This is a genomic window from Caulobacter sp. DWR3-1-2, from assembly GCF_049896225.1.
Classification (GTDB): domain Bacteria; phylum Pseudomonadota; class Alphaproteobacteria; order Caulobacterales; family Caulobacteraceae; genus Caulobacter.
Genome location: NZ_JAFCTW010000006.1, coordinates 262,964 through 275,544, shown reverse-complemented (window position 1 = coordinate 275,544; position 12,581 = coordinate 262,964). Strand labels below are relative to the sequence as shown.

The 12,581-nt window shown below is 68.1% G+C and carries 11 protein-coding genes and 1 pseudogene; 8 read left to right on the top strand and 4 right to left on the bottom strand.

The window, feature by feature from the left end; all coding sequences use genetic code 11:
• Nucleotides 1-88: 88 nt before the first annotated feature.
• Nucleotides 89-1,669 (top strand): annotated as a pseudogene (locus ACP696_RS11640) (efflux transporter outer membrane subunit).
• On the opposite strand, the gene ACP696_RS11635 reads toward ACP696_RS11640, so the two are convergent.
• The 3 genes from ACP696_RS11635 to ACP696_RS11625 form a co-directional block, all read right to left on the bottom strand.
• Entirely contained in the window at nt 1,666-1,827 is a 162-nt protein-coding gene (locus ACP696_RS11635) for a hypothetical protein (RefSeq protein WP_426043812.1), read from the bottom strand. The pseudogene ACP696_RS11640 and the gene ACP696_RS11635 sit on opposite strands and share 4 nt — an antisense overlap.
• A 320-nt stretch (nt 1,828-2,147) precedes the next feature.
• Nucleotides 2,148-3,209, bottom strand: coding sequence for a cell wall hydrolase (locus ACP696_RS11630; RefSeq protein ID WP_426009644.1), 1,062 nt, complete (start codon nt 3,207-3,209; stop codon nt 2,148-2,150).
• Nucleotides 3,210-3,399: 190 nt separating this feature from the next.
• Nucleotides 3,400-3,879, bottom strand: a complete 480-nt coding sequence (locus tag ACP696_RS11625; protein ID WP_426009647.1) for a Dps family protein — start codon at nt 3,877-3,879, stop codon at nt 3,400-3,402.
• A 150-nt stretch (nt 3,880-4,029) separates the two neighbouring features.
• Between ACP696_RS11625 and ACP696_RS11620 the strand changes: the two genes are divergently transcribed.
• Nucleotides 4,030-6,360: a PAS domain-containing protein gene (locus ACP696_RS11620; RefSeq protein WP_426043811.1), complete on the top strand. Its 2,331-nt coding sequence runs from the start codon at nt 4,030-4,032 to the stop codon at nt 6,358-6,360.
• A gap of 43 nt (nt 6,361-6,403) precedes the next feature.
• Here ACP696_RS11620 and ACP696_RS11615 read toward each other — a convergent pair whose 3' ends face one another.
• Entirely contained in the window at nt 6,404-6,733 is a 330-nt protein-coding gene (locus ACP696_RS11615; protein ID WP_426043810.1) for a hypothetical protein, read from the bottom strand.
• Between the two features lie 453 nt (nt 6,734-7,186).
• Between ACP696_RS11615 and nadA the strand changes: the two genes are divergently transcribed.
• From nadA to ACP696_RS11585, 6 genes are all read left to right on the top strand, one after another.
• The gene (gene nadA / locus ACP696_RS11610; RefSeq protein WP_426009655.1) at nt 7,187-8,272 is read left to right on the top strand and encodes a quinolinate synthase NadA; all 1,086 of its coding nucleotides are present in this window, start codon (nt 7,187-7,189) and stop codon (nt 8,270-8,272) included.
• A gap of 145 nt (nt 8,273-8,417) precedes the next feature.
• Nucleotides 8,418-9,938, top strand: a complete 1,521-nt coding sequence (locus ACP696_RS11605) for an L-aspartate oxidase (protein ID WP_426043809.1) — start codon at nt 8,418-8,420, stop codon at nt 9,936-9,938.
• Nucleotides 9,939-9,967: 29 nt separating this feature from the next.
• Nucleotides 9,968-10,564: a Uma2 family endonuclease gene (locus ACP696_RS11600; protein ID WP_426009661.1), complete on the top strand. Its 597-nt coding sequence runs from the start codon at nt 9,968-9,970 to the stop codon at nt 10,562-10,564.
• The gene (nadC, locus tag ACP696_RS11595; protein WP_426043808.1) at nt 10,561-11,412 is read left to right on the top strand and encodes a carboxylating nicotinate-nucleotide diphosphorylase; all 852 of its coding nucleotides are present in this window, start codon (nt 10,561-10,563) and stop codon (nt 11,410-11,412) included. Before ACP696_RS11600 ends, nadC begins: the two co-directional genes overlap by 4 nt.
• Nucleotides 11,413-11,596: 184 nt before the next feature.
• Nucleotides 11,597-12,190 carry a response regulator gene (locus ACP696_RS11590; protein ID WP_426009667.1) on the top strand — a complete coding sequence of 198 codons (594 nt, stop codon included), beginning with the start codon at nt 11,597-11,599 and terminating at the stop codon, nt 12,188-12,190.
• Nucleotides 12,187-12,579: a hypothetical protein gene (locus ACP696_RS11585; RefSeq protein WP_426043807.1), complete on the top strand. Its 393-nt coding sequence runs from the start codon at nt 12,187-12,189 to the stop codon at nt 12,577-12,579. The genes ACP696_RS11590 and ACP696_RS11585 overlap by 4 nt, the downstream gene beginning before the upstream one ends.
• Nucleotides 12,580-12,581: the final 2 nt, after the last annotated feature.

Below are 12,581 nucleotides of genomic sequence, written 5' to 3'. Positions count from 1 at the left end.
GCTCGATCCGAGCCCACTGATCGTCCCGAAGAACTTCGCCTTCCAACACCGCCTCCAAAAAGCAGCGTTGAATCAGAACCGCCTCTCGATGGGAATCCTAAATCGTCACTACGGCCTAGAGCGGTTCGGCCGGCCCTGCCGGACATCGAGGCGGCTTAGGCGCGGGGACATGCCCTTGGTCATGTCCCCGATCGACGTAGGTCCCGGAAGCGCGACGAGCGCCATCTGGCCCACAGGCCGTCCGATCCGGAGCCCGCCTGATGTTTCCCCGCACCCTCCTGGCCGTTTCCGCCCTGGCGCTGCTGTCGGCCTGCACGGTCGGCCCGGCCTATCAAACGCCGGGCCTGGCCACCGCCACGCCTCTGCCCGGGGGTTTCAAGGCGCTGGATGGCTGGAAGGTCGCCACGCCGGGCGACCTGGCCGATCGCGGCGACTGGTGGACCCTGCTGGGCGATCCGCAACTCGGCATGCTGATCGCCCGGGTCAATGTCTCGAACCAGACGGTCGCCGCCGCCGAGCCCAGCTACCGCCAGGCCCGCGCCATCGTCCGCGAGCAGCGCGCCAGCCTGTTCCCGACCATCGACCTGTCGGGCGGAGCGGCGGGGGCGGCTTGGGCTCGGCGACGAATGGTTCGTCCAGCGGTACGCGCTACCAAGTCGGCCTCGGCGCGGGCTGGGAGCCCGACCTCTGGGGTCGCATCCGCAACGGCGTCACCGGCGCCCGTGCCAGCGAGCAGGCCAGCGCCGCCGACCTGGCCGGCGCGCGGCTGTCGATGCAGGGCGAGCTGGCGGTGAACTATCTGGGCCTGCGCCAGGCCGACGCCGAGATCGCCTTGGTGCATCGCACGGTCGAGGGCTCCCAGCGCGGCCTGACCATCACCCAGAACCGCTACGCCGCCGGCATCGCGCCCAAGTCCGACGTGCTACAGGCCCAGACCCAGCTGGCCAACGCCCAGGCTGATCTGGAAAGCCTGACTCAGAACCGCGCCACCGACGAAAACGCCATCGCCACCCTGGTCGGCAAACCGGCCAGCGCCTTCAAGCTGGCCGCCGATCCGGCCTGGACCACGCATCTGACCGACGTCCCGACCGGCGTGCCCTCCGAGCTACTGGAACGTCGCCCCGACATCGCCGGCGCCGAGCGCAGGGTGGCCGCCGCCAACGCAGACATCGGCGTGGCCCGCGCCGCCTTCTTCCCAACCCTGAACCTTTCGGGCTCGGGCAATTCCAGCAGTTCAAGCCTGGGGAACCTGTTCAGCGCCTCGGCCAACACCTAGTCGCTGGGCCTCTCCGCCGCCCAGACCCTGTTCGACGCCGGGGCCCGCAAGGCTCGGGTTGAGCAGGCTCGCGTCGCTTACGACGCCTCGGTCGCCGACTATCGCCAGACCGTGCTGACCGCCTTCGAGGATGTCGAGAACCAGCTCACCGCCACCCGCGTACTCGCGCGCCGCTACGCTCTGCTGCAGACCAGCTCCAGCGCCGCCGACCAGACCGAGCAGATGATCCTCAACCAGTACAAGGCTGGCCAGGTCGCTTATACCGACGTCGTCCAGGCCCAGGCCTCGGCCCTCTCGGCCCGCCGCGCGCTGCTGACCGCGGCCGTCCAGCGCCAGACCACGGCGGTGACCCTGATCCAGGCCTTGGGCGGAGGGTGGAAGGCGGCGACTTAAGGGCGAGGCGGGACCCAGCCGCTCTCCACTGCACGCCCTGAGGTTGAACCTTGCTGAACGGCTGCGAGCTTGTCGAGCTTGTCGAGCTTGTCGAGCTTGTCGAGCTTGTCGAGCTTGTCGAGCTTGTCGAGCTTGTCGAGCTTGAACCTTCGCCTCACCCGGTGACAACCCCGCGCGCGCGGTGGGTTTTGCCCGATGGCCCGTCCACACCTCGCGCCTAGGCTGGCCCGCCATGCCCGCCTCGCTCCCCCTGCAAGACGCCTGGACCCTGCGTCCCGTCGCCGCCCTTTACGCCGATTCATGCCGATCGCCGGCCTCAAGTCGCTGAGCGAACTGCCCGCCAACTTGTTTCACCATCCGCCGGCCAGGCGTGACGGGTAGGTCAGGGCAGCTGGGATTGATCCTTGCTTAGGGTCGAGGTCATATTCTTTCCTTGGCTCTCGCTGACACCCCCTGCGGGCGACGACGGGAACAGGGACTACATCGGCAGGTCCGGCCTGGGTTTGTCCGAGCCAAAATAGCTGGGCTTCTTCTTGGGCGGCGGAGGCGGCGGAGGTTCGGCCGGCTTGGCGGGTTCGGCGGCGGACTCCGACAGGCCTTCGAGTGACTTGTTGATCTTGGCCACCTCTTCGGCGGTCGGCACGCGGCGACCGCCGCGCATGGCCATGGCCGGATCGCCCGCCAGGGGCGCGAGGGTTTCGACCACGCCATCATGACCAACGATCGTGGCCGGGTCGCCGGACGGCATTGGCGCGGCGCCGGAGGCCTGGGCGGCGGCGAACGTCGCCGCCCGGGTTTCGGCCTGTTCCTGCGCCAGAATCTCAGGCGGCGCGGCCTCCAGGGTGCGCGGATCGGCGCCCATCATGATCTCGGCCGAAACGTCCTCATGAGCCGAATACTTGCTGCGGAACGCCGTCACCTGGCCCGACGGTCCGGTCCAGCGGTAGAAGATATGAGCGCCCACGGTGCGCAGCTTGACCAGGGTCGGCGCCCAATACGGATAGACGTAGTTGGCGTGGTAGTGGGTGGCGGTGCCGACGCCCTTCATCACGAAGCCCGCCAGGGCCCGCTTGGCGATGATCTGGGCGTTGTCCCACACGGTCGGGCTGATCGCCCGCTCCAGCGAGCCGTCGCAGGTGAAGCTGAACTGGCAGCCCGTGCCCCGCGCCGCGCCCTCGTAGACCACGCCGCAGACCGACTTGGGATAGCCCGGATGGCGCATCCGGTTGAGCACGGTCTGGGCCACGGCCTGCTGACCGTCCACCGGCTCGAACCCGGCCTCGAAATAGACCGCCTGGGTCAGGCAACGCAGGGCCTTGTCCCGCTCCAGCGGCGGCCCGCTGATCTTGAAGGGCCTGGCCGCCTCCATCGTCAGGGGCGACGCCTGCTTGAAGCTGTTGATCAGCCGGGCTTCCTCGAAATCCGCATCGCGGTCGCCCAGGCGGGGGATCAGGTGGATATCCAGCTTCTCCCAGCCCGCGACGCGGCCCCAATAGTTCTTGTGCGGCTGCGGGTCGTGCCGCCGGGCCAAGGCCAGCATCGCCAGATCCATATTGGCGGTGTAGCGGGCCAGGCCGGCGTCGGACAGAGAGCCGGCGATGGTGACGATGGCCTTGGGCCGGCCGGATCCGGCCGGGAGATAATAGGTTGTCGCGCACGCGGAAAGGCCGCCGGAGGCGACGAGCGCCGCGGCGGCCTTGACGGCATGGGTTTGACTAGAGCTTGGCAGACTATTTCCCGCCCAGCGTGGAGCGGATCATCCAGGCATGCTTTTCGTGGGCGGCCAGGCGCTGGGTATAGAGATCGGCGGTGGCCTCGTCGCCAGCTTCCTCGGCCGCTCCGAAAGCGTCGCGCAGGGTGGCGATCACGGTCTCGTTGTCGGCCTGGAGTTCCTTGAACATGCCTTCCCACTCCTTCTCGGCGTCGCCATCCTTGATGCTCGAGAGGTTTCCGAACGCGCCGTAGCCCATGGGGGCCAGTTCGCCCAGCGCGCGAATGCGCTCGGCGATCGCGTCAAGCGCCGTCCATTCCTCGGTGTATTGGCCTTCGAGCAGCACGTGCAGCGCCTGGAAATTGGGGCCGCGCACGTTCCAGTGATAGCCGTGGGTCTTGAGATACAAAGCATAGCTGTCAGCCAGGACCTTGTTCAGGCCGGCGACAATGTCGCTGCGTTGTTTCGTCGTGAAGCCGGTGTTCAGGTTCGCAGCCATCGTCATCTCCCGTGTTGCGTGTTGCGTGTCTTAGGTAAGCGTGTCCATGCTCTTGGCAAGACGTACGTGCGCCAGGGCCCCATGAAGTCACAAGAACCACTCGCAACGCAGCAAGGGCGCTTTTCGCCTGATGTGCTGAGCGCGTGGTTGGTGCCCAAGGCGCCGCCGCCCCTTTGGCGGGCGACCCTGGCCACGGTGGCCGCCATCGCCGTCGCGATGGGGCTGCGCATCGCCTTGCTGGGCCTGAGCGGCAGTATCGGCGTCACCCAGGCCTTTTTCCCGGCGATGATTCTGGTCACGCTCTATACCGGCTGGCGTTGGGGCGTCGCGCCACTGGTCGCCGGGGCGGTTTTTGCCTGGTGGCTGTGGGGCGGAGGGCAAGGCGAGGGCCTTGACGAGAGCGAGATCGCCACCCTGATGCTGTTCGTGGTTTCGGGGGCGATCACCATCGTCGTGGCCGAGGGGCTGCGCATCGCCCTCGTCAGCCTCGCCCTGGCCCGCCGCCTCCAGATCAAGGCCGAGCTTCGCCTAGAGATGACACAGACCGCAGCCGGCGTCGGTCCCTGGGAATGGGACTTGCTGAACAACGAGCTGCAGCTGTCGCCCGCCGCGCGCAAGAACCTGGGCGTCACCACGGCGAGTCCGCTCGACCTGGCCGGCCTGCTGGATTTGGTCCATCCCGACGATCGCGTCATGATGGCGGCCCGTATCCGCGAAGCCGTGAAGACCGGGCCGCTCTATGAGGTCGAATATCGGCTGATCGGCGCGCCCGGCGGCGAGCGCTGGATCCACGGACGCGGCGAGGTGTATCGCGACGCGGAAGGCCGCGCCACTAAGGTTCTCGGCGTCAATTTCGACGTCACCACGCGCCGCCAGGCCGAGGAGAGCCTGCGCGAGAGCGAAGCGCGTTTCCGCTCCCTGGCCGACAGCGCCCCGGCCTTGATGTGGATCAGCGGCGAGGATGGCGTGCGGATCTTTGTCAACGCCGCCTATGTGGACTTCGCCGGAGTGACCTTTGAAGACGCCTTGATCCTGGACTGGCGCTCGCGGCTGCACGCCGACGACCTGCAGGTCATTCTCAAGGCCCAGATTTCCGGCGAGGCGTCGCGCAAGCCCTTCAGCCTGGAGGGTCGCTACCGGCGGTTCGACGGCGAGATGCGCTGGCTGAAATCGTTCTCCCAGCCGCGCCACGGGCCAGGCCAGGTGTTCAACGGCTTCATCGGCATCGCCTTCGACTTCACGGACACCAAGGAGGCCGAGGCCAAGCTGACCAACCTCAATGAGCTGCTGGCCGACCGCGTGCAGGAAGCCCTGTCCGAGCGCGATGTCGCCCAGGCCGCCCTGACCCAATCCCAGAAGCTGGAGGCCATCGGCCAGCTGACCGGCGGGGTGGCTCATGACTTCAACAACCTGCTGACGGTGATCATCGGCGCGCTGGACGTGCTGCAGCGCAATCCGCAAGATGAAACGCGGCGTGAGCGGATGGTGAGCGCCGCCCAGGCCGCAGCGCGGCGCGGCGAAAAGCTGACCCAGCATCTGCTCGCCTTCGCTCGCCGCCAGCCGTTACATCCCGAAATCTGCCGCATCGACGCGATGATCGTCGATAGCGAGAGCCTGCTGCGCCGCGCCATCGGCGAGGGCCTGACGCTCAGCCTCGACCTTCAGGCGGGCGAGCGCACGACCCTGACCGATTCCGGCCAGTTCGAGGCCGCCCTGCTGAACATGGTGGTCAACGCCCGCGACGCGACGCCGCCTGGCGGCGCCATCGCCATCCTTTCCGCAGCGGTGGACCTGGCCGAGCCCCGGGGTGAGCTGCCGGCCGGCCGCTATCTGCGCGTCGCCGTGCGCGACACCGGAGCCGGCATGGACGCCAAAACCATGGAGCGGGCCTTCGAGCCGTTCTACACTACCAAGCCGGTCGGCAAGGGCACGGGGCTGGGCCTGTCACAGGTCTATGGCTTCGCCCGGCAGAGCGGTGGCGAGGTGACGATCGACTCCACTGTCGGCGAAGGTACGACCGTGGCCATGACGCTGCCGGTGCGCGAGGCCTTCTCGAGCGTTGAGGTCCTGAGCGTGGCGCCGCCGGCCACCCGCGCCACCGCCCATGTGCTGCTGGTCGAGGACGACGTCGAGGTCGGCGACCTGATCGAGGCCATGCTCGACGAGCTGGGCCACATGGTCAGCCGGGCGGCCAGCGCCGATCAGGCCCTGGCCATCACGCGCGCCGATCCCACCCTGGCCCTGGTGATCACCGACGTGATGATGCCTGGGGGCAAGAGCGGGGTCGATCTGGCCATCACCCTGTCGCACGAGCGTCCGGATCTGCCGATCCTGCTCAGTTCGGGCTATGCCGGCCAGGAATTGGTCCGCGCCCACGAGACTTCCTGCCCCCTGCTACGCAAGCCCTATGCCCTCGACGCCCTCGCCAGGGCCATGGCCGACGCCTGGGACAGGCGCCCACCGAACCAGGCGGTGGGGTGAGGGTCAGCCCAGGTCAGCCGTTCGCCGGCTTACCCGGCGCGCGTCAGGCGCCGGTGGCGTCCACGACGATAGCCACCGTCTTGCCTCGAGAAAGCGGGTCCCACCCCGCCTCGATGGCGGATGCGATGGCCTTCGCAACGAGCTCCGGAGCGATTTGCGAGGCCTTGAGAACGGGCGCCCCGTACCGAGGCTCAGGGCTTGGCGGAAACTCCATCACGGCTTCGCGCTGCCCTTCCTTGTGACGCGCGGCGATCGCCATGCCATGCCGTGACGCGGTGTCGCTGGACCATCCGGGCAGGCGGTGAAGTCGCCAGACAAAAGGCTGTCCGCCAACTTCGATCTCAAGGTCAGGGCTTTGCTTGGTTCGTGCCATGTACGGGTGTTATCCTGGCCAGCCCGTCCAGGCCACCCCGTCGCGGGCCTTGGGGGTTCGAAAGGGCGGTCGAGCGCCCGCGATGCCCTCGACACGGCTCCAACGGGTTCGCCGCAGCTCTGCGCTGGCGTCGGCCACCGCCGCGCGCCGCGCCCACCCGTGAACCGCCCATAGGGCCGCTGTAGACGCCGCCCTAGGATCCTCGGCCGAACGACTGCCGCCTGGTGTTGCTCGGCTCGAAACCGCCTGAAAGTCAGAGACGGTCACAACGCATCACCGGCAGGGCTGTCGGGCGAATCTTACAGGACGATTTGCAATCGGCGACGGAAGGTCTATATCTGATCCGTGGGTTTTGCTCAATTTCAGCAAAAGCCGTGACGCCGATGGGCTCTCCGTCCTCCGGCGTTTTTTGAGACCCTGGAAATGCTCAGTTTGAGCATAAGAGAGGATCAGATGGCCGACGGTTTTGCGCCCCTCGCTTTCAATGCCGATGTCGAAGCGGAAACCGCCGCCGCATGGAACAAGGTCAAGCACCATGTCACGCCGCTGGAATGGCAGATTCACGCGCCCTTGATCAGCGAGATCAACCGGTTGAAGCGCGAGAAAAACGCCGTCATCCTGGCCCACAACTACATGACGCCGGAGATCTTCCACGGCGTGGGCGACTTCGTCGGCGACAGCCTGGCCCTGGCCCGCGAGGCCGCCCAGTGCGACGCGGCCGTCATCGTCCAGGCCGGCGTCCACTTCATGGCCGAGACCAGCAAGGTGCTGGCGCCCGACAAGCGCGTGCTGATCCCCGACCTGCGGGCCGGCTGCTCTTTGGCCTCCTCGATCACGGGCGCCGATGTTCGGCTGATCAAGGCGCGTCATCCGGGCGTCCCAGTCGTCACCTATGTCAACACCACCGCCGACGTGAAGGCCGAGACCGACATCTGCTGCACCAGCGCCAACGCCGTGCAGGTGGTGGAGTGGGCGGCCCGCGAATGGGGCGTCGACAAGGTGATCCTGATCCCCGACGAGTTCCTGGCCCGCAACGTGGCGCGCCAGACCTCGGTGAAGATCATCGCCTGGGCCGGCCGCTGCGAGGTGCACGAGCGCTTCAACGCCCAGGACATCGCCGACATGCGCGCAGCCTATCCCGGGGCCGAGATCCTGGCTCACCCCGAATGCCCGACCGAGATCCTGGAAGCCGTCGATTTCGCCGGCTCGACGGCGGCGATGAACGACTATGTCGCTGTGCGCAAGCCCAGGCAGGTGGTGCTGATCACCGAGTGCTCGATGGCCTCCAACGTCCAGGCGGAGTCGCCCGGCACCCAGTTCATCGGCCCCTGCAACCTGTGTCCGCACATGAAGCGGATTAGCCTCCAGAACATCCACGACGCGCTGGTCCACGACCGCTACGAAGTGACCGTCGATCCGGCCATCGCCGTCCGCGCCCGCCTGGCCGTGCAGCGGATGATCGACCTGCCGCCGCCGCTGGTTCCGGCGCGGTATGACCTGGTGAAGGCCAAGCATCATGTGGATGTGGAGATGATCTAGAAAACCCTTCCCTTCGCCCCTTGCGGGGGAAGGTGGCCGCGAAGCGGTCGGATGGGGGGTGTCGGCGCAGACGTCCAAATCAGCGCCGACACCCCCACCCCAATCCCTCCCCGCAAAGGGGGAGGGGCTTCGGAGTGAGCTTGAGATGATTGAGCACCGCATTACCTTCGATGGCCCCGTGATCCTCGGGGCGGGCCTGGCGGGTCTCACAGCCGCCCTTGCGGCCGCGCCGCGCCGGGCGCTCGTGCTGTCGCCGACGCCGCTGGCGACCGGCTGCTCCAGCGCCTGGGCGCAGGGCGGCATGGCTGCGGCCCTGTCGAACGAGGACGCTCCCGCCCTGCATGCCGCAGACACCATGGCGGCCGGCGCGGGTCTATGCGATCCGGCGGCCGTCGCGCTATTGACCACCGAAGGCCCGGACGCGGTTCGCGCCCTCGCCGCCCTCGGAGCCCCGTTCGACCGGCAAGCCAATGGCGACTTCGTGCTCAGCCTGGAAGCCGCTCACGCCAAGGCCCGGGTTGCCCGGGTCGGCGGCGACGGGGCCGGCGCGGCGATCATGGCGGCCGTCATCGCCGCTGTCCGCGCCGCGCCCTCCATCGAGGTCCGTGAGAACGCTCGCGCCCGCCGGTTGCTCCAGGACGCGACCGGTCGCGTGGTCGGCGTGTTGGCCGAAGTCGGCGGCGAGCTTGTCGAGATCCACGCCGCCAGCGTCATCCTGGCGACCGGCGGGGTCGGCGGCCTCTACGCGGTCACAACCACCCCGGCCGAAGTGCGCGGCGAGGGCCTGGGTCTGGCCGCCCTGGCCGGGGCAGAAATCGCCGATCCGGAGTTCGTGCAGTTCCATCCCACGGCCATCGACATCGGCCGCGACCCCGCGCCCCTGGCCACCGAGGCCCTGCGCGGCGAAGGGGCCATCCTGCGCAATACGGATGGCCGCGCCTTCATGGCCGACTATCACACGGCTCGCGAGCTGGCGCCGCGCGACGTGGTGGCCCGCGCCATCCACGCCGAGCGCTCGGCCGGACGCGGCGCGTTCCTTGACGCCACCACGGCGGTCGGCGCCCACTTCCCGCAGGAGTTCCCGGCCGTGTTCGCCGCCTGCATGAGCGCGGGGATCGACCCGCGCATCCAGCCGATCCCGGTGACCCCGGCGGTGCACTATCACATGGGCGGCGTGGCGACGGACCTCGACGGCCGCGCCAGCCTGCCGGGCCTGCTGGCGGCCGGCGAGTGCGCCAGCACGGGCGTGCACGGCGCCAACCGCCTGGCCTCAAACAGCCTGCTGGAGGCGGCCGTGTTCGGCGCCCGGGCCGGGCGCGTGGCGCGCGACCTGGCGATGGGCGGCGAACCTCTGCCGGCCGAGCCCACGCCCGACCTGCCCGACGCCGCTCTCCAGATCCTGCGCCGGGCGATGAGCCGCGACGCCGGCGTGATCCGCGACGCCGAGGGCCTTTCCCGCCTCGTGACCGTGATCGACGCCTTGCAAACGGCGCACGGCCTGGCCCCAACCCTGGTCGCCGCCGGCCTGATCGCTCGCGCCGCCCTGGCCCGCGAGGAAAGCCGAGGCGGCCATTTCCGCCGCGATTTCCCCGCCGCAACCTTGGCCGAGCGCACTTTCATCACCCTGGACAGCGCCGCCGCCGGCTTGCGATACGCGGCGGAATAGGAGTACGTTTCAGGAACGGAGGCTCTGCCATGACGGCGACGGATGCGGGTTTCGAAGAGCGCGGCGACAGCGAGTTCCTGTTCGACTTCGATCAGTTTGAACTGATGGACCAGGCGGGCGTGTTCTCCGGCGTCCAGGGGCGCGTCGAACTGATCGAAGGGAAGATCATCCAGATGGCGCCCGCTTCGACCGATCATGGCGGCGCCAACGCCGACGTCGTATTCGCGATCGAAAGCGCCTTGCGCGCGCTCTCGCCCCGACCAGCCTTGAAGGTCATCGTCAACGCGACCTTGCAGATTGGCCAACGCAGCGCACCGCTGCCAGACGTCTTTGTCATGCGAAGGGCCGAGGGCGAAAAATACGCCCAGGCCGAGCAAGCCGTCTTAGTGGTGGAGATTTCGATCTCGACACGCGGCAACGACCTGACGGTCAAGAGCCGCCTCTACGCGCGGGCCGGCGTGCCGGAATACTGGGTGGTCGAGCCCAACGCTCGCAAGGTCAGCGTCTGCCGCGAACCGCAAGCCGACGGGACCTGGGCTTCGACTGCCGTTTTTGAAGGCAACGCCGCAACCGTCTCGCCCCTGTTCGCCCCGCAGATCAGCATCGCGCTGTCGGAGTTGTTTTGAGCGTTCCGTCCCCCCTCCCCGACCTGCTGATCCGCCCCATCATCGACCTGGCCCTTGCCGAGGACCTTGGCCGGGCCGGCGACATCACCGCCCAGGCCTGTATCGACGCCGACGCTCGGCTGTCGGTGGTGTGGGCCGCGCGGCAGGAGGGCCGGATCGCCGGCCTGTCCTGCGCCCGCCTCGCCTTGTCCGCCCTGGATCCGACCGCGTCGTTCGAGGTCTTGACGCAGGACGGCGCCGACGCCGCGCCCGGCGCGATCCTGGCCCGGGCCGAGGGTAACGCCCGCGCCGTGCTGGCCGCCGAGCGCACAGGGCTAAACCTGCTGGGCAAGCTGTCGGGCATCGCCACCCTGACGCGGGCCTATGTGCGCCTGGTCGAGGGCACGGGCGCCGTCATCGTCGACACCCGCAAGACCACGCCCGGCCTGCGGGCGCTGGAGAAATACGCCGTGCGCTGCGGCGGCGGCGTCAACCACCGCTTCGGCCTGGATGACGCGATCCTGATCAAGGACAACCACGTCGCGGCCTGCGGCGGCGTGGGCGAGGCCGTCCGCCGGGCCCGCGCCTTCGCCGGCCACCTGGTCAAGGTCGAGGTCGAGGTGGATGGACTTGACCAGTTGGAAGACGCGCTGAAGCACCGCCCTGACGTGGTCATGCTCGACAATTTCAGCCCCGAAGACCTGAAGACCGCCGTCGCCCTGGCCAAGGGCCGTGCAGTGCTGGAAGCCTCCGGCGGCGTCAACCTGACCACCGTCCGGGCCATCGCCGAGGCCGGCGTGGACGTGATCAGCGTCGGCGCCCTGACCCACTCGGCCCTGGTGATGGATATTGGCCTGGACGCCGTGTGAGACCCACTCCTCTATCCGCTCATCCCGGCGAATGCCTGGAGGAGCGGAACGAGGGCATGGCGAGCCTGGTGAAGCTGCTCCGCGACAATCCGCCCCATCCGCGTGGCGACAGCGGTTTCTTAACCGTATGGGCGCATTGAGTAACGGTCCCAGCAGTTAGTCGGGATGACCGGGGCGCTCTGGGTTGCAACCAAGTCAGCACATCAATCTGGACAAGGCTCGGGCGCTGATTGTTGATGACAATCCGCAGTCGCTCGACATCCTGGTCGGGGTGCTGATGAGCTTTGGCCTGCGCAATGTCGTGCGCAAAACCACCGCCCAGGAAGCCCAGAACGAGCTGAAATATCATCAGGTCGATCTGATCCTGACCAACGCCCTGCTGCCGGAGATGGACGGCTACGACCTGATCCGCTGGCTGCGCCGCGAGTCCGACGAAGCCAACCGCATGACCCCCGCCATCATCGTCACCGCCCACACCCGTCGCGCCCACGTCGAGAAGGCCCGCGACTGCGGCGCCAACTTCATCGTCACCAAGCCGATTTCACCGACCGTGATGCTGGAGCGAATCCTCTGGGTCGCCAAAGGCGATCGCATGTTCATAGAGTGCGACACCTACATCGGCCCCGACCGCCGCTGGCGCAACGCTGGCCCGCCGGTCGAATTCCCCGACGGCCGGCGCCGCGACGATCAGTCCACTGAATTGAGCGACGGCTCAGGCCAGAACATGAGCCAGGACGAGTTGGACCTGCTCATCAAACCACAAAGATCCTTGGCATGAGCGAAGTCAAAAAGAGCCGCATGCGGCCGCGTCTCGGCCAGCTGATGGCGCAAAAGGGCGGCATATACGTTGGCGAAGCGCTGAAACGCGCCGACGGGCCCGCGCGGATCGAGGGGCTCTATGCCCGCGCCGCCGACATCGTCAGCTTGTGCGGAGCTGAGCGCAACGAGGCTGTCGAGATCGCCGCCCGCTCGCTGTGCGACCTGCTGGACGAGGCCGGCGCGCTGACGCCCACGGTGCAGGCCGGCGTCAAGGTGCACGTCGCCTCGATCAAGCTGCTGCACCGCGCCGACGCCAATTCCGCCATGCAAGACATCATCCTGCAGGGCCTGGCCAGCGTGCTGGAAAAGCAGCGCGGCGAAACCGCCGAGAAGAACTCCGCGGCTTAAGG

Coding starts and splice junctions, on each gene's coding strand:
- nadA (WP_426009655.1), top strand. CDS start 7,187: ATGGCCGACGGTTTTGCGCCCCTCGCTTTCAATGCCGATGTCGAAGCG.
- ACP696_RS11600 (WP_426009661.1), top strand. CDS start 9,968: ATGACGGCGACGGATGCGGGTTTCGAAGAGCGCGGCGACAGCGAGTTC.
- ACP696_RS11605 (WP_426043809.1), top strand. CDS start 8,418: ATGATTGAGCACCGCATTACCTTCGATGGCCCCGTGATCCTCGGGGCG.
- ACP696_RS11625 (WP_426009647.1), bottom strand. CDS start 3,879: ATGGCTGCGAACCTGAACACCGGCTTCACGACGAAACAACGCAGCGAC.
- ACP696_RS11615 (WP_426043810.1), bottom strand. CDS start 6,733: ATGGCACGAACCAAGCAAAGCCCTGACCTTGAGATCGAAGTTGGCGGA.
- ACP696_RS11585 (WP_426043807.1), top strand. CDS start 12,187: ATGAGCGAAGTCAAAAAGAGCCGCATGCGGCCGCGTCTCGGCCAGCTG.
- ACP696_RS11630 (WP_426009644.1), bottom strand. CDS start 3,209: ATGCTGGCCTTGGCCCGGCGGCACGACCCGCAGCCGCACAAGAACTAT.